Origin of the sequence: Amnibacterium sp., assembly GCF_025463795.1 — a bacterium.
In the GTDB taxonomy this organism is placed as follows: domain Bacteria; phylum Actinomycetota; class Actinomycetes; order Actinomycetales; family Microbacteriaceae; genus Amnibacterium.
In genome coordinates this window covers 1-22,842 of the sequence record NZ_JAODBE010000026.1, presented here as the reverse complement: position 1 = coordinate 22,842, position 22,842 = coordinate 1, and the positions used below count along the sequence as shown (strand labels likewise).

Here is a 22,842-nt window from a genome sequence, read left to right as displayed (position 1 = left end):
TCGGGCGATCAGGTGCGCGCATCCGCGCGCACCTCAGAGCTCGATCGTGATCCTCGGGCAGGCGGCGCGGGAGACGCAGATCATCATCGCGAAGTTGTCGTCCTGCTCCTCGGGGCTCAGCACGGAGTCCCGGTGATCGACCTCCCCCTCGACGATCGGGGTCTCGCACGTGCCGCAGGTGCCGACCCGGCAGGACGAGAGCGCGAGCACACCGGCGTCCTCGACCACCTCGAGGATCGACCGCTCGGGTGGGACCGTCACCGTGATGCCCGACAGCAGCAGCTCCACCTCGAACGGCTCGTCGAGGACGGGAGCCCCGAGCATCTTCGCCTCGAACCGCTCGAGGTGGAGACGGCCCGGCGGCCGCCCCGCGCACGCCTCCTCGACCGCCCCGAGCAGGCGCGCGGGGCCGCAGCAGTAGACGACCGCGTCCGGCGCCTCGGCCAGCAGGGCCGGGACGTCCGCCCGCACGCCCTCGTCCGAGGCGAACACTTGCACGCGGTCGCCGTGCCGGCCGATCAACTCGTCGAGGAACGCCATCGTGCCTCGGGAGCGGCCGGCGTAGACCAGGCGCCACGGCACGCCCGCCCCCTCCGCCGCGCGGATCATGGCGGCGATCGGCGTGATCCCGATGCCGCCGGCGACGAACAGGTACTCGCGGCCGGGGAAGGGCTCGAAGGCGAAGTGGTTGGCGGGCCCGCGGACCGTGACGGGGTCACCGGCGGCGCGCTCGTGCAGCCAGACCGAGCCGCCGCGGCCGTCGTCCTCCCGCAGCACGCCGATCCGCCACCTGCCGGCGTCGGCCGGGTCCCCGCAGAGCGAGTACTGGCGCTCGCCGAGACCGCCGGGCAGCACGACGTCGATGTGGGCGCCGGGCGACCAGCGCGGCATGGCGCCGCCGTCGGGCCGGACGAGATCGATCAGCGCGACACCGGCGGCACCCCGCGTCACGGCCTGCACGGCCAACCGCATCTCGCCGGTCATGGGCCCGACGATAGCCGCGCGGCGGAGTCGCCAACGGCGCCGCCGCCCATCCGATGCCCCCCGAAACGGGGGCGTTACATGACCGAAACCGGGCGTCCGTACAGTGAAGGCACCGCTCGGATCGGCGATCCATCGCGGCCCCGACGACGCCGTCACGGCTCTGCATCCCTGCAGGCCCGGTCGATGCCACATCGGAGGTGCACCAGGCATGATCCCCGCCCTCCCGGTGCCCGTCGCTGCGCTGCGCAACGCGCGTCTGGCCGACGGGACGGTGGCCGACGTGCGGCTCGACGGACCGCTCGTCGTCGCGGTCGAACCACCCGGCACCACGGCGCACGGCGCGGGACTGGAGCTGGACCTCGACGGCTTCGTGCTCCTCACGGCCCCAGCCGAACCGCACGCGCACCTCGACAAGGCGCTCACGTTCGACGAGATCGCCCCGCCCCTCGGCGACCTGCCGAGCGCCATCGCCTCGTTCCACACCTACGCGATCACGGCGGACGAGCACGACATCGCCGACCGGGCCCGTCGCACCCTCGGCCGGATGCTCGCCAACGGCGTGACCGCCGTGCGCACGCACGTGAACTTCTCCCCCGGCCCCGATGCGCTCGCCGGCTACCGCGCTCTCGCGACCGTCCGGCGCGAGTTCGCCGGGCTGGTCGACCTGCAGATCGTCACGCTGCCCGCCGAGGACACCCCGGACGACGTGCACGAGGACGCCTTCGCGCTCGGTGCGGACCTGGTCGGCGGGGCGCCGCACCTCTGGCCGGACCCCATCGCGGGCACCGATCACCTGCTCGACCTCGCCGAGGCCCTCGGCGTCGGCGCCGACCTGCACGCGGACGAGTCGCTCGACGGCCCCGTCACGCTCGCCCGCTTCGCCGAGCGTGCGCGCGGCTGGTCGGTCGGCCGCAGCGCCGGGCACTGCGTGCGGCTCGGCATGCTGCCGGAGGACGAGCTCGCCGTGCTCGTCGACGCCGTGCGTGCCGCCGACATCGGGATCATCGGCCTGCCGATCACGAACCTGTACCTGCAGGGATGGGAGCAGCCCGTCGCGACCCCGCGCGGGCTCACCGCGTTCCGGGCGCTGATCGACGCGGGGGTCCGCGTCGCGGCCGGCGCGGACAACGTGCGCGACCCGTTCAACCCGCTGGGCCGCTGCGACCCGCTCGAGACGGCGATGCTGCTCGTCGCGGCCGGACATCTCAGCCCGGCGGAGGCGTTGCACCTCGTCGGCGACGGCGCCCGCGACGTGCTCGGCCTGCCGGCCGCGGGCCCGCGCACCGGGGCGGTCGCCGATCTCCTCGCCGTGCGCGCCGAGACGGCCACGGAGGCGATCGCCTTCGCCTCCGCCGACCGCTTCGTGCTGCACGCCGGCCGGCTCGTCGCCGCATCCGTCCTCGACAGCCGGGTCGCCGAACCCGTCCGCGACGTCGTCCTCACCGCCACCGACCCGGGAGCCGCATGACCCTCACCGCGAGCCCGCCGACGTCCGCCGGCGTCGGTGCCGCCACCCTGCTCGACTTCTCCGACGTCGCCATGCGCTTCGACACGGGCACGGTCGCCCTCGAGGGCGTCGACCTCACCGTCCGCCGCGGCGAGTTCGTGACCGTCGTCGGTCCGTCCGGCTGCGGGAAGAGCACCCTGCTGCGCATCGCGTCGGGCCTCGAGACCGCGACCGCCGGCACCGCCTCGGTCAGCACGAAGCGCATCGGCTACGTGTTCCAGGACGCGACGCTGCTGCCGTGGCGCACCGTGCAGCGCAACGTCGAGCTGCTCGCCGAGCTGCACGGCGAGAGCTCGGACGAGCGCCGCAGGAAGGCCGCCGCGGCCATCGAGCTTGTCGGGCTCACCGGCTTCGAGAAGAACCTGCCGAAGCAGCTCTCCGGCGGCATGCGGATGCGCACGTCCCTCGCGCGCTCGCTCACCCTCGACCCCGAGCTGTTCCTCTTCGACGAGCCCTTCGGGGCCCTCGACGAGATCACCAGGGAGCGGCTGAACGACGAGCTGCTGCGCCTCTTCACGGAGCAGCAGTTCGCCGGGCTGTTCATCACCCACTCCGTGTCCGAGGCCGTCTACCTGTCCACGAAGGTGGTCGTCATGTCCGGCCGCCCCGGCCGGATCGTGAAGGCGTTCGACGTGCCGTTCCCGATGCCGAGGGACCCCGACATCCGGTACTCCGCCGAGTTCGCCGACCTCGTCGGCGAGGTCTCGCACGCGCTGCGCGAGGGGCACCGCTGATGGTGATCAACGTGACGGTGCTCGATCCGGCGGCGGAGGCGAGCGGCGAGAAGGGCACGGCGCGAGCCCGCGGCAGACGCTTCCGCGTCACCGGAAGCACCTGGTGGCAGCCGGCGCTCGTGTTCGTCGCCCTCGTCGGGCTCGGCTACGGGATCGCCGGAGTCTTCGCGCTGCAGGGCCGCGGCTTCCTCTGGCCCTATCCGCACGAGGTGCTCTACGCCGCGGTGGCCGAGCCGGCGGCGGTCGTGCAGATCTACCCCGCGCTGCTCAACTCCGCCCTCGTCGCCCTCACGGGGCTCGCCTGCGCGGTCGTGCTCGGCATCGGTGCCGCCACCGTGATGGTGCAGGCCCGCTGGATCGAGCGGTCGTTCTTCCCGTACGCCGTGATCCTGCAGTGCCTGCCGATCCTCGCGGTCGCCCCCCTGATCGGCACGATCTTCGGCTACAACTTCGCCGGCAAGGTGGTCGTCACCCTGCTGATCTCGCTGTTCCCGATGATCGCCAACACCCTGTTCGGTCTGCAGGCGGCCGACCGCGCGCAGCGGGAGCTGTTCCAGCTGCAGGGCGCCTCGCGGCTCACGACGCTCGTGAAGCTGCAGTTCCCCGCCGCGATGCCGTCGATCTTCGTCGGGCTGCGGAACGCCGCCGGCCTCTCCGTCATCGGCGCGATCGTCGGCGACCAGCTGCTGGGGCAGGGCAGCCCCGGCCTCGGCACCGCGATCACCGTGTTCGCCTCGCGCACGCAGGGCCCCGAGGCCTTCGCGTCCATCCTCATCGCGTCGCTCTTCGGCATCGCGGTGTTCCTCGTCTTCGGACTGCTCGGACGGCTCGCCGTCGGCAAGTGGTTCGACCTCGGTTGAGCCGCCGCTCACAGCACCTCGCGGCGCCACTCGACCTCCCTCCCGCACCCCACCTAAGGAGATCCATGCGTTCGAACCCCAAGCGCCTCACGGCAGCCGGACTGGCCGTGGCAGCGGCGGTCACCCTCGCCGCCTGCTCGAGCGGCGGCAGCGGCGGCGGCGGCACCAGCAGCAGCGGGGCGGCGAGCGCCTCCGCAGCGGCCGGCGCCGTGAAGCTCTCCGGCGTCTGCCCCGCCACGGTCGTCGTCCAGACCGACTGGAACCCGGAGGCGGACCACGGTCACCTCTACGAGCTCGTCGGGCCCAACCCCACCGTGGACGCCGCGAAGAAGACCGTGACCGGTGACCTCGTGGTCGGCGGCAAGTCGACCGGCGTGAAGATCCAGATCCGCTCCGGCGGCCCGGCGATCGGCTACCAGTCGGTGACGCAGCAGATGTACACCGACAAGAGCATCACGCTCGGCTACGTCTCGACCGACGAGGCCCTGCAGAACTCGGTGAAGCTGCCCACGAAGGCGGTGTTCGCCGAGACGAACATCTCCCCGCAGATGATCATGTGGGACCCGAAGACCTACCCGTCGGTCACCGACATCAAGAGCCTCGGGGCGGCCCTCGCCAAGAAGGGCGGCGTGATCCGCTACTTCAAGGGCGCGGCGTACATGAGCTACCTGCAGGGCGCCGGGATCCTGCCGGCGAGCGTGCTCGACGGCAGCTACGACGGCACCCCGGCGAAGTTCGCCGCAGCGCAGGGCAAGGATGCGCAGCAGGGCTTCGCCACGGCGGAGCCGTACATCTACCAGAACGAGGTCGGCGCCTGGAAGAAGCCGGTCAAGTTCCAGCTCGTCTACGACACCGGGTACCCGATCTACCCCGAGGCGATGAGCGTCCGCGCCGGTGACGAGCAGACGCTGGCCCCGTGCCTGAAGAAGCTCGTGCCGGTGCTGCAGCAGGCCGACGTGGACTACGTCAAGAACCCCTCGACCGCGAACCAGCTCATCGTGAACCTGGTGCAGCAGTACAACAACGGCTGGGTCTACGACCAGGGCGTCGCGGACTTCGCCGCGAAGCAGATCAAGGATCTGAAGCTCGTGTCGAACGGCACCGACGGCTACATCGGTGAGATGGACTCGAGCCGGGTGCAGAAGGTCATCGACATCGACACCCCGATCTTCACCAAGGGCGGCACCGCCCCGAAGTCGGGCATCACGCCGAGCGACCTCTACACGAACGCGTACCTCAGCAAGTCGGTCACGTTCTGATCCTTCGTGAGGACACGCCGGTGACCACGACACGACGCCTCGACGGCGCACGCGTCGTGGTCACCGGCGGTGCGCGCGGCATCGGCGCGGCCATCGCCACGCGCTGCGCCGGTGAAGGCGCTCGGATCGTGGTCCTCGACCTGCTGGAGGACCGGGGCCGGGCCACCGCGGACGCTCTCGGCGGCGCCTTCGTCGCCGTCGACCTCACGGACTGCGGGGGCGCGGCCCGTGCGGTCGGATCGGCGATCACGCTGCTCGGCGGCGTCGACGTGCTCGTCAACGCCGCCGGCGTGCTGCGTCTGGGCCCGCTGCTCGAGACCACGCCCGACGAGTGGGACGCCGTGTTCGCGATCAACACCCGCGCCATGCTCGTCACCATGCAGGCCACCGCCCGAGCGATGATCGCGGCCGGCGTCGGCGGCCGGATCATCAACCTCTCCTCGATGGCGGCGAAGGACGGCGGTGCGAACGAGGCCGCCTACGCCGCGTCGAAGGCCGCCGTCGTGGCGCTCACCCGCGCCGCCGCGCTCGAGTGGGGCTGCCACGGCATCACCGTGAACGCGATCTGCCCCGGCTACGTGCTCACCGAGATGGGCGCCGAGACGCGCACCCCCTCCGACGTCGCCGCGTGGACCGCGCGCTCGCCCCTCGGCCGGCTCGCCAGCCCCGAGGACGTCGCGAACGTCGCCTGCTTCCTGGCCTCGGAGGAGGCCTCGTACCTCACCGGTGAGGCGCTCAACGTCACCGGCGGGATGATGACCCACTGAACCATCGGAAGGACCCGAATGTCGCTCCCCCTCGCGATCGCCTCGCCCGACGCCGTCACGGACCTGGCCGCCGAGCTCCGCGAGCTCCTCGGCGATCGCAACGTGAGCCTCGAGGAGCGGGTGCGGGCTCGCGCATCCGCCGACGGCTCCCGGATGTCCCCGATCATCGTCGAGCAGCTCCCGCTCGGCCTCGCCGACGTGGTGGCGTTCCCGACGAGCGCCGAGCAGATCGGCCAGGCGGTCGCGGCCGCCGTGCGACGCGGCGTGCCGATCACGCCGCGGGGCAAGGGCACCGGCAACTACGGGCAGGCGATCCCGATGGCCGGCGGCCTCGTGCTCGATACGACCCGCGCCCGCGCCGTGGTCGAGGTCGGGGACGGCTTCATCACCGCCGAGGCCGGAGCGCAGATGGTCGTGCTCGAGCAGGCTGCGGGCAACGCGGGTCAGGCGCTCTGGATGTACCCGTCCACGGCGCAGTCGACGATCGGCGGGTTCCTGTCCGGCGGGTCCGGCGGCACCGGCACGATCGAGCACGGCTCGAACGACCGCGGCTTCGTCGTCGCCCTCGACGTCGTCCATGCGGACGGCTCCCCCGGACTCGTGCACGTCGAGGGCGGGGCGGCGCAGGCGTACGTGCACAACTACGGAACCGCCGGCATCATCGCCCGGGCCACCGTCCGCCTCGAGCCGCTGCGCGACTGGCGTGGGCTCTACGCGAGCTTCCCCGACCTCGCCTCCGCCCTGCCCGTCGTACGGACGGTGGGCCGGATGCAGCCCCCGCCGCGGCTCGTGAGCGCCGACAACCCCGAGATCTCCGCGGCGCTGCCACCCGACGAGGCGGTGCCCGCCGGCCGTACGAGCCTGCGCGCCATCCTCTCCATGGACATGCTCGCGGAGGCCACACGGATCATCGAGGCCGCGGGCGGCCGGGTCGAGGCCGTTCGCGAGGGCCCGCAGGCGAGCATGCGGATCAGCATGCTCAGCTACAACCATCCGATCGAGTGGTACCAGAAGTCGACCGATCAGCCGACCTTCCACGTGGAGGTCTCCGGGGAGGCGCTCTTCGAGCGGCTCGACGAGGTGGAGGCCGTCTATCCGCACGGCCTGCTCCACATCGAGGCCGGGCACGGCGTCCCGATCGGCATGCTCGCCGGAGGCTACGAGTCGGCGGAGCAGGTCTACGCCGGCATCGGGGTCCTGAACGACCTCGGGGTGGGCGTGCACAACCCGCACCAGTGGAACGTGGACTTCGAGGTGGAGCGGACGCTCGATCTCGCGCGGACGACGGATCCGCACGGTCTGCTCAACCCGGGCAAGCTGAACGCCGACTACGACGGCCCCCGCAAGGGCGCGATCCGATGAGCCGCCTGCTCGCCGACCTGCCCGGCAGCCGGGTCGCACCCACCCTGACCGGGCGCAGCGTGCTCGTGCAGCCGATCGGCGCGATCGAGCACCACGGCCCGCACCTTCCTCTGCGCACCGACGCGCTCGTCGCCGAGGCCGTGACCACGGCCGCCGTCGAGCGCGCCGCCGACGCGGGCCTCGACGTCTGGCAGCTGCCGACCCTCTCGGTGTCGAAGTCGGACGAGCACGCCTGGGCGCCAGGGACGCTGTGGCTGTCCGCCGACACCCTGCTCGACGTGCTCCGCGACATCGGCCGAGCGGTCGCCGCGACCCCGGCGAAGAAGCTCGTCTTCGTGAACGGGCACGGCGGCAACGTCGCCCTGCTCCAGGTGGTGAACCGGGAGCTGCGGCGGCGGTACGGCCTCCAGCCGTTCACGATGCCCGCGGGGCTGCAGCAGGCGGGGCGGGGCGTCGACGGCGAACCCGACGAGCGGGGCTTCGGCATCCACGCCGGGTGGGCCGAGACGTCCCTCGTGCTGCACCTCGCCCCGGACCTCGTGCATCCGGAGGAGTACGCCCGGAACGTGCCGGACGCCCTCGCCGACTTCCGGCATCTCGGCTTCAACGGCCGCCCGGTCACGTTCGGCTGGCTGTCGAACGACTTCGGGCCGAGCGGTGTGATCGGCGATCCGACGGGCGCGACCGCCGAGGCCGGCGCCCGGCTGTTCGACGACGGCGTCGCGTTCGTCGCGGAGGCGCTGGCCGAGGTGGACCGCTACCCGCTGCTCCCGGCATGAGCGATCTCCAGGGCGAGGCCCTCGCGACGCTGGCCGACTGGCTCCCCGGCAACGACGAGCCCGAGCGGCCGCAGATCCAGGTCGCGACCGTCGACGACGAGGGCAGGCCGGACCTCCGCACGGTGCTGCTGTCGGAATGGGACGAGCGCGGCTTCGTCTTCCACACCGACGCCGGGTCGCGCAAGTCGGTGCAGCTCGCCGGCCGGCCGGACGTCGCGGTGCTCGTGCTCTGGCCGGGGTTCACCCGGCAGCTCGTGATCCGTGGCCGGGCCGAGCCGCTCGATCCGGAGCGGGTCGCACACGGCTACGCGAAGCGCTCGCCGTACCTGAAGCAGCTGGCGTGGCAGAACGACCATGCCCTGGCGCAACGGGAGCGCGACGAGCGGGTCGCGGCATGGGCGGCGTTCCGGGAGTCGAGTCGCCCGGATGCGCTGCCCGCGCCGCCGAGCTGGACCGGCTACCTGGTCCGGCCGGATCGGCTCACGTTCTGGCGCTCGGACGCCGACGGGCCGAGCCATCGGATCGAGTACCGGGCTGAGGGACCCGACTGGGTCGTGGAGCACCTGCCCGGTTGACGGGGCGCGGGAAGGAGCCCCGCACACGTCCTGCCGCACGGGGCTCCCGGATCCGTCGTACGGACTACTCCTCGAGCTTCAGCGCGATGCCGAGCGCGAAGAACGTCGGCGCCCAGTGACCGACGAAGATGCCCCAGCGGTCCGACTGCGCCTTGTCGTTCGAGTCCTTCAGCTGGGACGCGGCCCATGCCGCGAAGCTCAGCCCGATCGAGATGAAGCCGCCCCAGTAGGCGTACTCGCTCTTGAAGCCGGCGTCGACCAGTGCCTTGATGGGGTTCATCGGACATCCCTTCCTTCGGGCTCACCCTGCCGGTGAAGCCTGCGAGAACGCCGGGGCCCGAGGGGGCGTCAGTGCGCGTGCTCGGCGACGTGCTCGAGCGCCGCGCCCACCCGCTGCGAGACGGCCTGCAGCGCCTGCTTCTGGTGCGGCTCGAGCCCGTCGAAGAAGGCCTGCTGCAGCACCTCCACGTAGCCGCAGGAGGCGGCCGCGAAGGCGTCGGCGCCGGGATCGGCGAGCACCACCCAGGTGCCGCGGGCGTCGGTGGGGCACTCGGCGCGCTCGACGAGGCCGCGTTCGGCCATGCGTCGCACCTGGTGCGAGATGCGGCTCTTCTCCCAGTCGATCGACTCGGCGAGGGCGCCCGCGCGGAGGCGGTGGCCGTCGGCCTCGGCGAGGCTGCGGAGGACGTCGAAATCCGCGGTCGAGATGCCGGCGTCGCGCTGCAGCCGCTGCTCGAGAGCGCGCTCGAGCGCGCGACGCATACCGGTGAACGCGCGCCACATGGCCCAGTCGGCTGGGTCGAGACCGGACGGATCCGACATGCTCAGAGGCTACCATGCATGAGGTTGATGTGTCACCGAAGTAGTGCATACTTGCTGACGTATCAACCACCCGAACGGAAGGACCTCCATGGCCGACCTGAAGATCGCCATCATCCTCGGCAGCACCCGACCCGGCAGGAACGGCGCCGCCGTCGCCGAATGGGTGCTGGGACGGGCCGGTTCCCGCGAGGGCGCCGACTACGAGCTGATCGATCTCAAGGACTTCCCGCTCCCCCACCTCGACGAGGCGATGCCGCCGTCGATGGGGCAGTACGCCGGGGAGCACACGCGCCGCTGGGCCGAGGCCGTCGCGAAGTACGACGGGTTCGTCTTCGTGACCCCGGAGTACAACCACTCCACCTCCGGCGTGCTCAAGAACGCGATCGACTACCTGTACGGCGAGTGGAACAACAAGGCCGCCGCGTTCGTCAGCTACGGCGCCCTGTCCGGCGCCCGTGCCGTCGAGCACCTGCGTGGGATCGCCTCCGAGCTGCAGATCGCCCACGTGCGCCAGCAGCTCAGCTTCTCGCTCGCCACGGACTTCCAGAACTACTCGACCTTCACCCCGGCCCCGCAGTTCGAGACCGCCGCCGAGACGATGTTCGACCAGCTCGAGACCTGGTCCGCTGCGATGAAGTCGGTGCGCGCCGGCGTCTACGCCGCGGCCTGACCCGCATCCGCACAGCACCGCCCCCGGCCCGACTCGGACCGGGGGCGGTCTGCGTGTCCCCCGCCTTCGAGGCGTCGCCACGTCACTCCACTCCTCGGGTGAGGGCGGTTGCGGGAGCAGCAGAGGCGAGGCCCCGCTGATCACGCCGGGTCAGAGCACCTCGGCGAAGAAGTCCTTCATCGCGATCCAGCTGCGCGCCTCCGCGCGGGGGTCGAACCGGGCGCCGTGGTCAGGGGCGTTCGCCTCGGGCACCGAGAAGGCGTGCATCGCGCCGGAGTAGGTGACGACGGTCCAGTCCAGCCCCGGCACGCGCCCCAGCTCGGCCTCGAGCGCCTGCACGTCCTCCGCCGGCACGACGGGGTCGATCGCGCCGGTCAGCACGAGCAGTGCCGCGCGGATCCCCTCCGCCTCTCCCTCCGGGCCCGTCGCGAGGGCGCCGTGGAAGCTGACGACGCCGCGCAGATCGGCGCCGGTGCGGGCGAGCTGCAGCGCCGTCGAGCCGCCGAAGCAGTAGCCGATCGCCGCGGTGCGGGCGCGATCGACGACCGCCTCCTCGCGCATCCGGTCGAACGCGCCCACGACCCGCTGCCGCCACAGCCCCTGGTCGCCGTAGTAGGCGCCGGCGACCCTGGCGGCCTCCGCGTCCGACGGCCGCACGTCGGCGCCGTAGATGTCGGCGGCGAAGGCCGCGTAGCCGAGGCGGGCGAGCATGTCGCACCGCATGCGGACGCTGTCGGTCACCCCGAGCCAGTCGTGCACCACCAGCACGCCGGGCACCGGCCCCGCCGGGCCGGCCGGCGCCGCGAGGTAGCCGCGGCAGGGCGTGCCGCCGACCGTGTAGTCGACGTCCGACGAGATCGTTCCCCCGGCGGGCTCAGGCTCACGGGACAGAATGCGGTCGAGGTCGGGCGCGTAGGCAGGCATGGCGTCATCCTCACCGCGCCCGGATCCGAACCGCCTGGATGGAGGGCCCCGTGATCGATGCGAGCCTGCTCGTCGTCGCGGGGCTCGTGCTGATCGTGATGGTCGCGGCGTTCTCCCGGCGGACGGGGGTGGCGTCGCCGCTCATCCTGCTGGTCGTCGGTGCGGCCGTGGGGTTCCTGCCGTTCGTCCCGCCCGTCGCCGTGCCGCACGAGTGGATCCTCGACGGGGTGCTGCCGGTGCTGCTCTACGCCACCGCCGTGAACCTGCCGACGACGGACTTCCGCCGCAACATCGCGCCCATCACCGGGCTGTCCGTCGTGCTCGTCGTCCTGAGCACCGCCGCGACCGGCGGACTGCTCGCGCTGCTGTTCCCCGAGCTCGACCTCTTCGCCGCCTTCGCACTCGGCGCCATCGTGAGCCCCACGGACGCGGTCGCCGCCACCGCGATCGCGCGCAGGCTCGGCCTGCCCGAGCGCACGGTGACGGTGCTCGAGGGCGAGTCGCTCGTCAACGACGCGAGCGCGCTCGTGCTGCTCCGCGCCTGCACCGCCGCCGCGACGGCCGGCACGGTCGATCTGCTCGGCATCGGCGGCTCGTTCGTGGTCTCGGTGCTGCTGGCGATCGCGATCGGACTCGTCGCCGGCTGGATCACCGCGCAGGTGCGTGCGCGGCTCTCCGATCCGGTGCTCACGACGACGATCTCCTTCGTCGTGCCGTTCGTCGCGTTCGTGCCCGCCGAGCGGCTCGGCGCGTCCGGCGTGCTCGCGACGGTGGTGGCCGGCCTGGTCACCGGTGCCCGCGGTGCACGGATCTTCGACGCGTCGCAGCGGGTGAGCGATCACACGAACTGGCGGACGGTGCAGTTCGTGCTCGAGCACGCCGTGTTCCTCGTCATGGGCCTCGAGCTCAAGCCGCTCGTGACCGACCTCGCGCACGGCGCGGGCACGATCACGCAGGCGGTCGGGGTGGGGCTGCTCGTCGTCCTCGGGCTGCTCGTGGTCCGGGCGGCGTACGTCGCGGCGGAGCTGCCGCTGCTGCGGCGCTGGGAACGGCGGGCCCTGCACCGCGCGGATGCGCTCGACCAGCGCGCCGAACGGCTCGAGGCGTACGACCCCGAGGACGACAGGAAGGCGGAGCGGAAGGACCGCGCGGAGCGCAACCTCGCGCAGCGCCGGGCGGACCTCGCGTTCCTGCAGGCGAACGGGCTCAGCTGGCGCGGCGCGGCCGTCGTCTCCTGGTCGGGGATGCGCGGCGTCGTGACGCTGGCCGCAGCGCAGTCGCTGCCCGACGACTTCCCCGGGCGGCCGCTGCTGGTGCTCGTGGCCTTCACCGTGGCGGTGGTCACGCTGCTCGGCTTCGGCAGCACCCTGCCCTTCGTCATCCGCGTCCTCCACGTGCGCGGCACCGACCGGCAGGCGCGCCGGGACGAGGTGCGCGAGCTGCTCGACCAGATCAACCGCTCCTCCCTGCGGGTGCTCGACGACCGGGAGCTGCGGCGGGTGAACGGCGCGGAGCCGGATCCCCACGTCGTCGACTCGCTGCGCAAGCGGTACGGCTACCGCGCGGACGAGGACGACGGCGCCGACGAGCCCCGGGACGACGACGCCGTCCGCGACCAGTTCCTGGTGCTGCGCCGCCGGATGCGGCAAGCGGCCCGCGACGAGCTGCTCGACGCCCGCTCGGTCGGCACGTTCAGCAGCCGCGCCATCCGCACGGCCCAGGAGATCCTCGACCTCTCCGACGCCCGGGAGGACCGCATCGCGGACCAGCTGTGACCGTCCTTCGATAGGTTGGCGCCGACCCGAGCCCGATGGGAGCGCCATGGCCGACCTCGTGCTGCGCGCCGCTCGCGCGTTCGTGGACGGCGCCGTGCGTCCGGCGACCGTCGTGATCGAGGGCGGCCGGATCCTCCGGGTCGGCGGGCTCGACGACGCCGCGGACGCGGACCTCGAGCTCGCCGCGGACGAGGTGCTGCTGCCCGGCCTGGTCGACACCCACGTGCACGTGAACGAACCGGGCCGCACCGAGTGGGAGGGCTTCGCCAGCGCCACGCGAGCGGCGCTCGCCGGCGGCGTGACGACCATCGTCGACATGCCGCTCAACTCGATCCCACCGACCGTCGATCCGGCCGCCCTCGCCGTGAAGCGGCGCGCCGCCGAGGGGGCGGTCACGGTCGACACCGGCTTCTGGGGCGGTGCCGTCCCCGCTTCCCTCGGCCGGCTCGAGGCCCTCTGGGACGAGGGCGTCTTCGGCTTCAAGGCGTTCCTCGCGCCCTCCGGCGTCGACGAGTTCCCGCATCTCGACCGCGACCGGCTGCACGCCGCGCTCGCCGAGGTCGCCGTTTTCGGCGGGCTGCTCATCGTGCACGCGGAGGACCCGCAGGTGCTCGCCGCCGCCCCGCATCCCGTGGGCCGCGACTACGGACGGTTCGTCGGCAGCCGGCCGCCGGAGGCCGAGACCGCGGCGATCGGCGCGGTGATCGACGGGGTGCGACGCACCGGGGCCCGGGCGCACATCCTGCACCTGTCGGCCGCGGCGGCCCTGCCGATGCTCGCCGCGGCGAAGGCGGAGGGCCTGCCCCTCACGGTCGAGACGTGTCCGCACTACCTCGTCTTCGACGAGGCGCACATCCCGGACGGGGCGACCGAGTACAAGTGCTGCCCCCCGATCCGCGACGCGGCGAACCAGGACGCGCTCTGGGCGGCACTGCTCGACGGCACGATCGACGCCGTCGTCTCCGACCACTCCCCCTCGACCGCTGAACGAAAGTTCGCGGGCGACGGGGACTTCGACGTCGCGTGGGGCGGGGTGGCCGGGCTGCAGTTCGGCCTCGCGGCCGTCTGGACGGCCGCACGCGACCGGGGCGTCCCGCTCGAGCGCGTGCTGCCGTGGTTCACGACCGGGCCGGCGGACCTCGTCGGCCTCGGCGCCAAGGGCCGGATCGCCGCCGGCGCCGACGCGGACCTCGTCGTGCTCGCGCCGGAGGAGCGCCACCGGGTCACCGTCCCGGACCTCCGGTTCAAGAACCCCGTGAGCGCCTACCTCGGTCACGAGCTGACGGGCGTCGTGCGCCGGGCATGGCGGGCCGGGCTGCCGGCCGAGCCCGCCGGCACCCCGAGCGGACGGCTGCTCTCCCGTGCGTGAATCGACCACCCCGCGGCTCCCCATCCGCACCCGGCGTCTCGAGCTGCGACGCCTCGTCCCCGAGGACCGCGACGCCATGCTCGGCTATCGGTCGGACCCGGAGACGTGCCGGTACCTGCCGTTCGAGCCGCAGACCGCGGACGACGTGGACCGGTTCCTCACCACCCGCGCCGCGCGGCCGGTCCTCGACAGCCCCGACAGCTCCGTGCCGCTCGGTGTCGCGCTCCCCCACGGGGGTCCGCTCGTGGGGGACGTGATCGTGTTCGTCCGCAGCCGGCCCGACGAGTGCGTCGAACTCGGGTGGATCATCGCCGCCGAGCACCGCGGGCAGGGCTACGCCGCCGAGGCGGCGGAGGCGCTCCTCGCGTTCGCCTTCGACGAGGTGCAGGCGCACCGCGTGGTCGCCCGGATGGATCCGGGCAACGCCGCATCCGCCAGCGTCGCCGAACGGCTGGGGATGCGGCGCGAGGCTCTGCTGATCGAGGCCGAGCGGATCAAGGGCGAGTGGGTCGACACCCTCTACTACGTGCTGCTCGAACGCGAGTGGCGGGCTTCACACCCCTGAAACGCGCGTCTGCGATCGTTGCGGCATGGCGATCGTGCTCGGGCCCCACCAGTACGGCAAGGCGGAGACGCGGCTCGTCCGCGTGATCCGCGACGGGGACCGCCACGACCTCGTCGACCTCAATGTGTCCACCGCGCTGCGCGGCGACTTCGACGCCGCGCACCTCGACGGCGACCAGCGCACGGTGCTGCCGACCGACACGCAGAAGAACACCGCCTACGTGTGGGCACGGCGCCTGGTGCCGGACCCGGTCGAGTCGTGGGCGCTCTCGCTCGCCCGGCACTTCGTCGACGACGTCGAGCCGGTGCGTGAGGCCCGCGTCGAGGTCGAGCGGTTCGCCTGGAGCCGCGCGGAGGTCGGCGGCTCCCCGCACGGCCACACGTTCGTCCGCTCGGGGCCCGAGGTGCGCACCGCGGCCGTCACGGTCGGGCCGGACGCCGTGCACGTCGTGCAGGGTCTGAAGGACCTGGTGCTGCTGAAGACCACCGGGTCGGCGTTCCGCGACTTCCTCGTCGACGAGCTGACGACGCTGCAGCCGACGGACGACCGCATCATGGCCACGTCCCTCATCGTGCGCTGGCGGCTGACGGACCCGCCGGAGACCGACTGGAACGCACTCGCCGCCTCCGTGCGGGCCGTGCTCGTCGCACGCTTCGCCGAGCTGCACTCGCTCGCTCTGCAGCAGACGCTCTGGCACATGGGCCGTGCGGTGCTGGAGGCGCATCCGGCGATCGCGGAGATCCGGCTCGAGGCGCCGAACAAGCACCACTTCGTCGTCGACTTCACGCCGTTCGACGAGCCGAACCCGAACGAGGTCTTCCACGCGGACGACCGGCCGTACGGGCTCATCCACGCGAGCGCGATCCGCGACGACGCCGCTCCGGCGGGCGACGCCTGGCGGTCGTTCACGGGGCTCGCATGAGCGCCACCGACGACGAGCGCTGGCTCGCCCGCAGCGTCGAGCTCGCCCTCGCGAACGTCGAGGACGGCGGCGGCCCCTTCGGGGCGCTCCTGGTGCGGGACGGGGCCTTGCTCGCGGAGGGCCAGAACCGGGTCACGCGGGACAGCGACCCGACCGCGCACGCGGAGGTGCAGGCGATCCGGGCGGCCTGCCGCGCGATCGGCGACTTCTCGCTGCGCGGCGCGACGCTCTACACGTCGTGCGAACCGTGCCCGCTCTGCCTGTCCGCGGCGCTCTGGGCGCGTGTGGAGCGGGTCGTCTTCGCCGCCGACCGGCACGACGCCGCCCGGGGCGGGTTCGACGACCGGGTCTTCTACGAGCTCTTCGAGACGCCGCGCGACCGCTGGGACGTCGTGGTCGAGGGGCTGCGGCCGTCGAACGCCACCACCCCGTTCGACGCCTGGCTCGCCCACGGCGGCCGCACGGACTACTGATCCGCGCGCTCCTGCCAGGATCGAGCGATGACCGCGGTGCTCTTCGATCTCGACGGCACCCTCGTCGACGGCTCGGACCTGCCGCTGGCGGTCCGCGGCGTCGCAGCGCTGATCGCGGAGCGCGTGCCGGGTGTCGACCCGGCCGAGGTCGTGGCGGCGAACACCGCCGAGTGGCAGGAGCTCTGGCCGGAGATCGAGGACGACTGGATGCTCGGCACGCTGCCGGGTGAGCAGCTGAACGAGCGCGCGTGGCGCGGCACGCTCAGGCGGTGCCGCATCCGCGACGAGGCGCTCGTGTCCCTCGCCTCCGCGACCTTCCGCGAGCTCGAACGCCTCGCCGTCCGCCCCTACCCCGACGTCGCCCCTGCACTCGCCGCCCTCCGGGCGGCGGGCCACCGGCTCGGCCTCGTCACCAACGGTGCCGCGGTGCTGCAGCGGGACAAGCTCGCGGCGCTCGGCCTCGACGGAGCGCTCGATCCCGTGGTCGTCTCCAGCGAGGTCGGCGCCCGCAAGCCGGACCGCGCCGTCTTCGACCACGCGGTGCTCGCCGCGGGCCTCGAGCCCGCCACGACCTGGTTCGTGGGCGACAACCTCTGGGTGGACGTGGTCGGTGCGAGCGGGGCGGGCCTGCGGTCCGTGTGGCTGAACCGGACGGGCCGCCCGCGGCCCGACGGCGCCCCGGTGCCCGACGCGGAGATCGCATCCCTCGCCGCGCTGCCGGGGCTCGTCGCTCAGGACCCCCGGTAGGTCGAGTACGCGAAGGGGCTGAGCAGCAGGGGCACGTGGTAGTGCTCGCTCCCGGTCACGAGGAACGAGATCTGCACCTCCGGGTAGAAGGCCGGCCGGTGCGTGGCCTGGAAGTAGTCCCCGGTGGCGAACACGAGCCGGTACACGCCCGCATCCAGCCGGTCGGGTCCGAGCGCACCGATACGTCCGTCCGCGTCGGTCGCGCCGCTCGCCACCTCGCTCCAGCCGTCACGGCCCTGCCGGTCGAGCTCGACGGCCACCCCGACGGCGGGCGTGCCGAACGCGGCGTCCAGCACGTGGGTGGTGATCTGGCTCACCGGGCGTCCCCGAACAGGGCCGTCAGCCGCTGCGCCGCGATCTCCCGGAGCTGCTGCTTCGCCTCCACGGTCTCCTCCGCGGGATCGTTCTTCAGCCGCCGCTGCAGCTCGTCGAGGACCTCCTGCCGGGTGCGCCCCGCCGCCCGGATGAGGAACACCCGGCCGAACCGCTGCTCGTAGACCTCGTTGCCGCGGGCGATCGCGGCGTCGACGCCCTCGTCCGCGCGGCCGAGCCCCGCCTGCTCCCCGACGGCGAGGCCGTTCACCTCGGACGCACCGATGCGCGGGTGGTGCGAGACGGCCTCGTCGAGCTCGGCGTCGGTGAGGGTCGCGCCGGTGCCGTCCACGGCCGCGGTGAGCGCCTCGAGGGTCGGGTACGGACCTCCTGCCGCCACCTCGTCGACCCATCGGCGCACGCCGAGCGCGGTCTCGAGCCGTTCGCGGGCTTCACCGGTGCCGGCATCGATCACGGTCGCCTCCGTCTCCCGCCTCACCCTACGGGGCGGCGGCGGAGGGCCGCGATCCGGCCGGGACGACGGCCCGAAGGGCCCCGGAACGCCGTCATCCTGCAGGATCGCCGTCGCTTCGTCCGCCCCACCGTCGTCGGGGCCGTCGCCCTAGGCTGGCGCCCGCCATGACCAGCCCGCTCGCCCCGCTCGGCCTCGTGCTCGCGGCGGGCGCCGGGCGCCGCTTCGGGGGCCCGAAGGCCCTCGCGCGCACCCCGGAGGGCGAGCCGTGGCTGGCGCTGGCCGTCAGGGCGCTGCAGGACGGCGGCTGCGGGCGGGTGATCGCGGTCCTCGGAGCGGGGGCGGAGGAGGCACGCCCCCTGCTGCCGGTGGGTGCCGAGGCCGTCGTGGCCGAGCGGTGGGCGGACGGACTGGCCACGTCGCTCGCCGAGGGCCTGCGAGCCGCGACGGGTGCCTCCGCGGTGCTCGTGACGCTCGTCGACCTGCCGGGGCTGCCGGCCGAGGTCGTCCGCCGGGTGCTCGGTACCGCTCCGGGACCGCGCTCGTTGCGCCGCGCGGTCTACGACGGACGCCCAGGCCACCCCGTGCTGATCGGCGCCGACCACGTCGCGCCCCTGCTCGCGACCCTCATCGGCGACCGCGGCGGCCGCGACCACCTCGAGCGCTCCGGCGTGCAGGAGATCGAGTGCGGGGATCTCTTCTCGGGCGCCGACCAGGACGAGCGCGGCGTCCTGCGGCCCTGATCCGGCCCGGTCACCCCCGCTCGGCGGCCAGGCGCCGCACGGCCGCCTCGAACGCGTCGAGCGCGAGCCCGACGTCGCCCTCGTCGACCGTCTCGTCGGGCGAGTGGCTCACCCCGTCGTTCCCGCAGCGCACGAACAGCATGCCGATGCCCGTGACCGCCGCGACCGCCATGCCGTCGTGGCCCGCCCGGCTGAACAGCCGCGGGGGCTCCTGCCCGGTGGCCGCCGCGACGCCCGCGGCGACCGCCGCAGTGAGCGCCGGGTCGCAGACGACCGCGTCGGCCCGGTAGCGCTCCTCGAGGTGCCAGCCCAGGTGCCTGGCCGCGCAGATCTCCCGCGCGGCCGCGTCGATCCGGCCGACGGCCTCGTCGCGGCCCTCGTCCCGCTCCGCCCTCACGTCGAGGGAGAGCAGCGCGCGCCCCGGTACGACGTTCACGCCGCCCGGCTCCGCGCGGATGCGGCCGACGGTCGCGACCGTTCCGGTGGCCTTCGCGATCCGCTCGACGGCGACGACGATCTCCGCCGCGCCCACGAGGGCGTCCCGCCGACGCGCATAGGGCGCGCCGCCAGCGTGCGCGGCCCGGCCGGTGACCTCGAGGTCGAACCGCCGCGCTGCCGCGATCGAGGAGACGACGGCCAGCGGCCTGCCGGCGTCGAGCAGCTCGGGCCCCTGCTCGATGTGGACCTCGAGGTAGCCGACGAGCTCCTCCGGCCGGCGGGCCGCCTCCCCGACCCGGCCGGGATCGAGCCCGAACGCCTCGAGCGCCGCCCGCACGGTCACCCCCTCCGCGTCGCTCGCGTCGAGCCGACCCGGTTCGAGGCCGCCCGCGAAGGCCCGTGATCCGAAGAGGGCGTCGCCGAAGCGGGTGCCCTCCTCGTCGGTGAAGCCCACCACCTCGATCGCGAAGGGCAGCGATTCGTGCCGCAGGCGGTCGGCGACCTCGATCGCGAGCACCACGCCGAGCATGCCGTCGTACCGGCCCGCGTCCGGCACGGTGTCGAGGTGGCTCCCGAGCACGAGCGCGGGCAGGGACGGCCGCGCGCCCTCCCGCCGGCCGATCCGGTTGCCTGCCGGATCCAGGTGCGTGGTGAGGCCCGCCTCCCGCATCCAGCCGGCGACGACCGCGTCCGCCGCCGCATGCTCCGGGGAGAGGTGCGTGCGCTCGAGCGCGTCCTGGCGGGCCGAGATGCGGCCGAGCTCGTCGCAGCGGGCGAGCGCCCGTGCGGCGCCGGTCACGGCTTCCCGCCGTAGACGTCGAGCGCGGCCTCCGTGCCGCCGCCGGCGGGCACGGCGACGCCGGCCCGGCGCAGCGCCTGCTCGAGCGCCGCCAGGGTGAGAAGCACGGCGTCGCGACGGGCGTTCACGCCCATGGTGCCGATCCGCCAGACCCGGCCGTGCAGCGGGCCGAAGGACGTCCCGATCTCGATCCCGTAGTCCGCGAGCATCGCCGCCCGGACCGCGTCGCCGACGACACCCTCCGGGATGTGGACCGCGACGATGTTCGTCATCCGGTGCTCGAGGTCGCCGAACGGGCGGAGCCCGAGGCCCTGCACCCCGGCGAGCATGGCGCGACCGTGCCGCCGGTGGCGCGCGATCGCGGCGTCGAGCCCTTCCTGGAGCAGCACGCGCGCGCACTCCCGAGCCCCGTAGAGCATCGAGGTGGCCTCGGTGTGGTGGTTGAGCCGGGCCGGTCCCCAGTAGTCGAGGATCATGCCGAGATCGAAGTAGTTCGACCGGATCCGCTCCGCCGGCGGCGCGGCCTCCTCGTCGTCGGCCCGGATCCCCGCCTCCACGCTGCGTCGCGAGTCGATCACCGCGACCGCCGCGCGCGAGAGCGTGATGGGGGCGCTCCCGGACGGGCCGCCGAGGCACTTCTGCAGCCCGGCCGTGACGACGTCGACGCCCCACTCGTCGGTGCGGAACTCGTTGCCGCCGAGCGTCGCGGTGGCGTCGACGTAGAGCAGCGCGCCCGCCTCGCGGCACAGCGCGCCGAGCTCCTCGAGCGGCTGCGCGATGGTGGTGGACGTATCGCCGTGCACCACGGCGACGAGCTTCGGCCGCACCAGCGCGATCGCGTCCGCGATGCGCTCGAGCGGGACGGTCTCGCCCCATGCCGCGTCGACGACGTGCACCTCGGCGCCGCAGCGCTCCGCGATCTCGACGAGCAGGTGGCCGAACCGGCCGAAGCGCGGCACGAGCACCCGGTCGCCGGGCACGATCAGCGAGACGAGCGCCGCCTCGATCCCGGCGCGCGACGTCCCGTCGACGAGCAGGGTCGCATCGTTCGCGGTGCGGAACACGTCGCGGTACAGCCCCTGCGTCTCCGTCATGAGGGCGGTCATCGCGGGGTCGTACTGCCCGAGCAGGGCCGCGGACATCGCCCGGAGGACCCGGGGGTCGCCGTTCACGGGGCCGGGCCCCATGAGCAGCCGGGGCGGCGGGTCGATCTGACGGGCGGGCACGGCGACCTCCTGGAAGCGCTGGTGTCCTCGGACGGTAGCCGATCCCGTGTTTCAGGCGAGGATCGCCGCCAGCTCCCTGCCGAGTCCGATCAACGACGCATCCGACCCCGGCCGCCCGACGAGGCCGAGGCCGAGCGGCGTGGCGCCGACGGCGAGGAGCGGTGCGCTGAGACCCGGCGCCCCGGCAGCACCCGCGACGCAGGTGAGTCGCATGGTGGCAGAGCGGACGCGGTCGATCTCGCCCCCGGGCGCGGTGCGTGCGGGCGCCGGCGTCCCTGCGGCCGGCAGCAGCAGCGTGCGCTGCTCGAGCAGCGCTCGGAGCCGGTCGGCGGCGGCGTGGACGGCGCTGCATGCCGCATCCGCCTCCTCGGCGGAAACGGCCTGCGCGATCCGGAAGCGCTCCTCCACCGCGCCCGAGACGGCGCCCGGATGGGTGACGAGCCACGGGCCGTGCACCTGCCACGCCTCGAAGGCCTGCACGGTGCGGAAGGCCGCGGCGAGGCGGTCGAGGTCGCCGAGGTCGACCTGATCCACCGGCCGGCCGGCGGCGCCGAGCCGTTCGACCGCGGACCGGACCGCCGCCGCCACGGGCTCGTCGAGTCGGTCGAGGACCGCGGGATCGACCGCGAGCGCCGGGGCCGCAGCCGTGTCCTCGCCGGCCGTTCCCGGCCGGGTCGCGGACCAGGCTCCGGCGAGGGTCCCCGCGTCGCGGGTCAGCCAGCCGACGGTGTCGAAGCTCGGGGCGAGTGCCAGCAGGCCGCCTCGCGGCACCCGGTCGTGAGTCGTGCGGAGCCCCCAGAGGCCCTGGTAGGACGCGGGCACCCGGATCGAGCCGCCGGTGTCGGTCGCGAGGCCCACGTCCGCCTCGCGGAGAGCCACGGCCGACGCCGGCCCGCTCGACGATCCGCCCGGCAGCGCCCCGGGCACCGCGGCGTTCGGCGGGGTCCCGTAGTGGGGGTTGGCGCCCGCGATGCTGTACGCGAACTCGTCGGTCTGCGCGATCCCGACGACGTTCGCCCCGGCCGCGAGCAGCGCCGACACGGCCGGCGCGGTGCGGTCCTCCGCGTCCGCCTCCGCCAGGTACCGCGGCACGCCCGCGCCGATCCGGTGGCCCCGCAGGGCGAAGAGGTCCTTCACCGCGACGCGGACGCCGGTGAGCGGTCCCCCGGGCTCCCCGGCGACGAGCGGCGAGCCCGTGACCCGCCAGACGGCGGCGTCAGGCATCGAAGTCGGCGAGACGGATGCGCGCGTGGACGCCCTTCACGAGATCCACGACCTGCGAGATGTGGAAGTCCGTCGCGGCGCTGAGGTAGGCGAGCGCGTTGGGGCGGTCCATGCCGAAGCGGGCATGGAGCAGCTCGATGGCGGCCCGCACGCAGTGCTGCACCGCCTCGTCGAGGTCCTCGCTGAGGCCGGTGGGCACGAGGTGGTCCGGGGTGAGGATCAGGGGACCGGTCACCCGGCCGAACTCGGCGTGCGCCTCGTCCTCCGGCAGCACGCCGAGGCGGAGCGTGGCGCGCAGCGGCGCCTCCATCGCCGTGAGGGCGACCTCGCCGTCGCCCTGGGCGAAGTGGGGGTCGCCCACATACACGAGCGCGTCCGGCACCTGCACGGGCAGGAAGAGGGGGGTGCCGGGCACGCGGAGGCGGATGTCGAGGTTGCCGCCGTGCGCGCCGGGCGGCACGGAGTGGGCCCGTTCCTCGCCGGCGACGGCGACCCCGATGAGCCCGAGGAACGGGGCGAGCGGGAACCGGACCA

General features: G+C 73.7%; 26 protein-coding genes. 16 read left to right on the top strand and 10 right to left on the bottom strand.

The window, feature by feature from the left end; translation table 11 throughout:
* Positions 1-33 precede the first annotated feature (33 nt).
* The gene (locus tag JWQ92_RS02095) at positions 34-984 is read right to left on the bottom strand and encodes a PDR/VanB family oxidoreductase (RefSeq protein WP_297342799.1); all 951 of its coding nucleotides are present in this window, start codon (positions 982-984) and stop codon (positions 34-36) included.
* Positions 985-1,192: 208 nt separating this feature from the next.
* On the opposite strand from JWQ92_RS02095, the gene JWQ92_RS02090 reads away from it, so the two are divergent.
* The 8 genes from JWQ92_RS02090 (at position 1,193) to JWQ92_RS02055 (ending at position 8,827) form a co-directional block, all read left to right on the top strand.
* Positions 1,193-2,452 (top strand): amidohydrolase family protein, encoded by a 1,260-nt coding sequence (locus JWQ92_RS02090; RefSeq protein ID WP_297342798.1) that lies wholly within the window; start codon positions 1,193-1,195, stop codon positions 2,450-2,452.
* The gene (locus tag JWQ92_RS02085; protein WP_297342797.1) at positions 2,449-3,225 is read left to right on the top strand and encodes an ABC transporter ATP-binding protein; all 777 of its coding nucleotides are present in this window, start codon (positions 2,449-2,451) and stop codon (positions 3,223-3,225) included. The genes JWQ92_RS02090 and JWQ92_RS02085 overlap by 4 nt, the downstream gene beginning before the upstream one ends.
* On the top strand, positions 3,225-4,085 hold the full coding sequence (locus JWQ92_RS02080) for an ABC transporter permease (RefSeq protein WP_297342796.1): 861 nt from the start codon (positions 3,225-3,227) through the stop codon (positions 4,083-4,085). Before JWQ92_RS02085 ends, JWQ92_RS02080 begins: the two co-directional genes overlap by 1 nt.
* Before the next feature lie 65 nt (positions 4,086-4,150).
* The gene (locus tag JWQ92_RS02075) at positions 4,151-5,344 is read left to right on the top strand and encodes an ABC transporter substrate-binding protein (protein ID WP_297342795.1); all 1,194 of its coding nucleotides are present in this window, start codon (positions 4,151-4,153) and stop codon (positions 5,342-5,344) included.
* A 20-nt stretch (positions 5,345-5,364) separates the two neighbouring features.
* Entirely contained in the window at positions 5,365-6,111 is a 747-nt protein-coding gene (locus JWQ92_RS02070) for an SDR family NAD(P)-dependent oxidoreductase (protein WP_297342794.1), read from the top strand.
* Between the two features lie 18 nt (positions 6,112-6,129).
* Complete coding sequence (locus JWQ92_RS02065; protein ID WP_297342793.1) at positions 6,130-7,473, top strand: FAD-binding oxidoreductase; 1,344 nt, start codon at positions 6,130-6,132, stop codon at positions 7,471-7,473.
* Positions 7,470-8,252: a creatininase family protein gene (locus tag JWQ92_RS02060; RefSeq protein ID WP_297342792.1), complete on the top strand. Its 783-nt coding sequence runs from the start codon at positions 7,470-7,472 to the stop codon at positions 8,250-8,252. Before JWQ92_RS02065 ends, JWQ92_RS02060 begins: the two co-directional genes overlap by 4 nt.
* On the top strand, positions 8,249-8,827 hold the full coding sequence (locus JWQ92_RS02055; protein WP_297342791.1) for a pyridoxal 5'-phosphate synthase: 579 nt from the start codon (positions 8,249-8,251) through the stop codon (positions 8,825-8,827). Before JWQ92_RS02060 ends, JWQ92_RS02055 begins: the two co-directional genes overlap by 4 nt.
* Before the next feature lie 64 nt (positions 8,828-8,891).
* Here the strand turns inward: JWQ92_RS02055 and JWQ92_RS02050 are convergent, their stop codons facing one another.
* Together JWQ92_RS02050 and JWQ92_RS02045 are read right to left on the bottom strand one after the other, a co-directional pair.
* Positions 8,892-9,107 (bottom strand): hypothetical protein, encoded by a 216-nt coding sequence (locus tag JWQ92_RS02050; protein ID WP_297342790.1) that lies wholly within the window; start codon positions 9,105-9,107, stop codon positions 8,892-8,894.
* A gap of 68 nt (positions 9,108-9,175) precedes the next feature.
* Positions 9,176-9,649: a MarR family winged helix-turn-helix transcriptional regulator gene (locus JWQ92_RS02045; protein ID WP_297342789.1), complete on the bottom strand. Its 474-nt coding sequence runs from the start codon at positions 9,647-9,649 to the stop codon at positions 9,176-9,178.
* A gap of 88 nt (positions 9,650-9,737) precedes the next feature.
* Between JWQ92_RS02045 and JWQ92_RS02040 the strand changes: the two genes are divergently transcribed.
* Entirely contained in the window at positions 9,738-10,319 is a 582-nt protein-coding gene (locus JWQ92_RS02040) for an NADPH-dependent FMN reductase (RefSeq protein ID WP_297342788.1), read from the top strand.
* A 150-nt stretch (positions 10,320-10,469) separates the two neighbouring features.
* Here the strand turns inward: JWQ92_RS02040 and JWQ92_RS02035 are convergent, their stop codons facing one another.
* Entirely contained in the window at positions 10,470-11,243 is a 774-nt protein-coding gene (locus JWQ92_RS02035) for a dienelactone hydrolase family protein (RefSeq protein WP_297342787.1), read from the bottom strand.
* Positions 11,244-11,293: 50 nt separating this feature from the next.
* Here JWQ92_RS02035 and JWQ92_RS02030 point away from each other — a divergent pair, with 50 nt between their 5' ends.
* The 6 genes from JWQ92_RS02030 to JWQ92_RS02005 are packed head-to-tail and all read left to right on the top strand — an operon-like array spanning position 11,294 to position 17,094.
* Positions 11,294-13,018, top strand: a complete 1,725-nt coding sequence (locus JWQ92_RS02030) for a sodium:proton antiporter (RefSeq protein ID WP_297342786.1) — start codon at positions 11,294-11,296, stop codon at positions 13,016-13,018.
* Between the two features lie 46 nt (positions 13,019-13,064).
* The gene (gene allB, locus JWQ92_RS02025) at positions 13,065-14,387 is read left to right on the top strand and encodes an allantoinase AllB (protein ID WP_297342785.1); all 1,323 of its coding nucleotides are present in this window, start codon (positions 13,065-13,067) and stop codon (positions 14,385-14,387) included.
* Positions 14,380-14,952, top strand: coding sequence for a GNAT family N-acetyltransferase (locus tag JWQ92_RS02020; protein ID WP_297342784.1), 573 nt, complete (start codon positions 14,380-14,382; stop codon positions 14,950-14,952). Before allB ends, JWQ92_RS02020 begins: the two co-directional genes overlap by 8 nt.
* A gap of 25 nt (positions 14,953-14,977) precedes the next feature.
* Positions 14,978-15,874 (top strand): factor-independent urate hydroxylase, encoded by an 897-nt coding sequence (gene pucL, locus JWQ92_RS02015; protein WP_297342783.1) that lies wholly within the window; start codon positions 14,978-14,980, stop codon positions 15,872-15,874.
* Positions 15,871-16,347 carry a nucleoside deaminase gene (locus JWQ92_RS02010; protein ID WP_297342782.1) on the top strand — a complete coding sequence of 159 codons (477 nt, stop codon included), beginning with the start codon at positions 15,871-15,873 and terminating at the stop codon, positions 16,345-16,347. The genes pucL and JWQ92_RS02010 overlap by 4 nt, the downstream gene beginning before the upstream one ends.
* A gap of 27 nt (positions 16,348-16,374) precedes the next feature.
* The gene (locus JWQ92_RS02005) at positions 16,375-17,094 is read left to right on the top strand and encodes an HAD family hydrolase (RefSeq protein WP_297342781.1); all 720 of its coding nucleotides are present in this window, start codon (positions 16,375-16,377) and stop codon (positions 17,092-17,094) included.
* On the opposite strand, the gene uraH is transcribed toward JWQ92_RS02005, so the two are convergent.
* Together uraH and JWQ92_RS01995 are read right to left on the bottom strand one after the other, a co-directional pair.
* Positions 17,079-17,411, bottom strand: coding sequence for a hydroxyisourate hydrolase (gene uraH, locus JWQ92_RS02000; protein ID WP_297342780.1), 333 nt, complete (start codon positions 17,409-17,411; stop codon positions 17,079-17,081). The genes JWQ92_RS02005 and uraH overlap by 16 nt on opposite strands.
* Positions 17,408-17,881: a 2-oxo-4-hydroxy-4-carboxy-5-ureidoimidazoline decarboxylase gene (locus JWQ92_RS01995; protein WP_297342779.1), complete on the bottom strand. Its 474-nt coding sequence runs from the start codon at positions 17,879-17,881 to the stop codon at positions 17,408-17,410. Before JWQ92_RS01995 ends, uraH begins: the two co-directional genes overlap by 4 nt.
* Positions 17,882-18,045: 164 nt before the next feature.
* On the opposite strand from JWQ92_RS01995, the gene JWQ92_RS01990 reads away from it, so the two are divergent.
* Entirely contained in the window at positions 18,046-18,621 is a 576-nt protein-coding gene (locus tag JWQ92_RS01990) for a nucleotidyltransferase family protein (protein WP_297342778.1), read from the top strand.
* A gap of 10 nt (positions 18,622-18,631) precedes the next feature.
* Here JWQ92_RS01990 and JWQ92_RS01985 read toward each other — a convergent pair whose 3' ends face one another.
* The 4 genes from JWQ92_RS01985 to JWQ92_RS01970 form a co-directional block, all read right to left on the bottom strand.
* Entirely contained in the window at positions 18,632-19,858 is a 1,227-nt protein-coding gene (locus tag JWQ92_RS01985) for an allantoate amidohydrolase (RefSeq protein ID WP_297342777.1), read from the bottom strand.
* Complete coding sequence (locus JWQ92_RS01980; RefSeq protein ID WP_297342823.1) at positions 19,855-21,045, bottom strand: alanine--glyoxylate aminotransferase family protein; 1,191 nt, start codon at positions 21,043-21,045, stop codon at positions 19,855-19,857. The genes JWQ92_RS01985 and JWQ92_RS01980 overlap by 4 nt, the downstream gene beginning before the upstream one ends.
* Before the next feature lie 90 nt (positions 21,046-21,135).
* The gene (locus tag JWQ92_RS01975) at positions 21,136-22,308 is read right to left on the bottom strand and encodes an amidase family protein (RefSeq protein WP_297342776.1); all 1,173 of its coding nucleotides are present in this window, start codon (positions 22,306-22,308) and stop codon (positions 21,136-21,138) included.
* A partial coding sequence (locus JWQ92_RS01970) for an acetamidase/formamidase family protein (protein WP_297342775.1) occupies positions 22,301-22,842 on the bottom strand: 542 nt, incomplete at its 5' end. The genes JWQ92_RS01975 and JWQ92_RS01970, both read right to left, overlap by 8 nt.

Bases quoted from the DNA above. Each gene is read 5' to 3' on its own strand.
- JWQ92_RS01975 (WP_297342776.1), bottom strand. From the start codon at position 22,308: ATGCCTGACGCCGCCGTCTGGCGGGTCACGGGCTCGCCGCTCGTCGCC.
- JWQ92_RS02035 (WP_297342787.1), bottom strand. From the start codon at position 11,243: ATGCCTGCCTACGCGCCCGACCTCGACCGCATTCTGTCCCGTGAGCCT.
- JWQ92_RS01990 (WP_297342778.1), top strand. From the start codon at position 18,046: ATGACCAGCCCGCTCGCCCCGCTCGGCCTCGTGCTCGCGGCGGGCGCC.
- JWQ92_RS02055 (WP_297342791.1), top strand. From the start codon at position 8,249: ATGAGCGATCTCCAGGGCGAGGCCCTCGCGACGCTGGCCGACTGGCTC.
- JWQ92_RS02050 (WP_297342790.1), bottom strand. From the start codon at position 9,107: ATGAACCCCATCAAGGCACTGGTCGACGCCGGCTTCAAGAGCGAGTAC.
- JWQ92_RS02010 (WP_297342782.1), top strand. From the start codon at position 15,871: ATGAGCGCCACCGACGACGAGCGCTGGCTCGCCCGCAGCGTCGAGCTC.
- JWQ92_RS02075 (WP_297342795.1), top strand. From the start codon at position 4,151: ATGCGTTCGAACCCCAAGCGCCTCACGGCAGCCGGACTGGCCGTGGCA.
- JWQ92_RS02085 (WP_297342797.1), top strand. From the start codon at position 2,449: ATGACCCTCACCGCGAGCCCGCCGACGTCCGCCGGCGTCGGTGCCGCC.
- JWQ92_RS02005 (WP_297342781.1), top strand. From the start codon at position 16,375: ATGACCGCGGTGCTCTTCGATCTCGACGGCACCCTCGTCGACGGCTCG.
- allB (WP_297342785.1), top strand. From the start codon at position 13,065: ATGGCCGACCTCGTGCTGCGCGCCGCTCGCGCGTTCGTGGACGGCGCC.
- JWQ92_RS02060 (WP_297342792.1), top strand. From the start codon at position 7,470: ATGAGCCGCCTGCTCGCCGACCTGCCCGGCAGCCGGGTCGCACCCACC.
- JWQ92_RS02090 (WP_297342798.1), top strand. From the start codon at position 1,193: ATGATCCCCGCCCTCCCGGTGCCCGTCGCTGCGCTGCGCAACGCGCGT.
- JWQ92_RS02065 (WP_297342793.1), top strand. From the start codon at position 6,130: ATGTCGCTCCCCCTCGCGATCGCCTCGCCCGACGCCGTCACGGACCTG.
- JWQ92_RS01980 (WP_297342823.1), bottom strand. From the start codon at position 21,045: ATGGGGCCCGGCCCCGTGAACGGCGACCCCCGGGTCCTCCGGGCGATG.
- JWQ92_RS02080 (WP_297342796.1), top strand. From the start codon at position 3,225: ATGGTGATCAACGTGACGGTGCTCGATCCGGCGGCGGAGGCGAGCGGC.
- JWQ92_RS02045 (WP_297342789.1), bottom strand. From the start codon at position 9,649: ATGTCGGATCCGTCCGGTCTCGACCCAGCCGACTGGGCCATGTGGCGC.
- JWQ92_RS02095 (WP_297342799.1), bottom strand. From the start codon at position 984: ATGACCGGCGAGATGCGGTTGGCCGTGCAGGCCGTGACGCGGGGTGCC.
- pucL (WP_297342783.1), top strand. From the start codon at position 14,978: ATGGCGATCGTGCTCGGGCCCCACCAGTACGGCAAGGCGGAGACGCGG.
- JWQ92_RS02040 (WP_297342788.1), top strand. From the start codon at position 9,738: ATGGCCGACCTGAAGATCGCCATCATCCTCGGCAGCACCCGACCCGGC.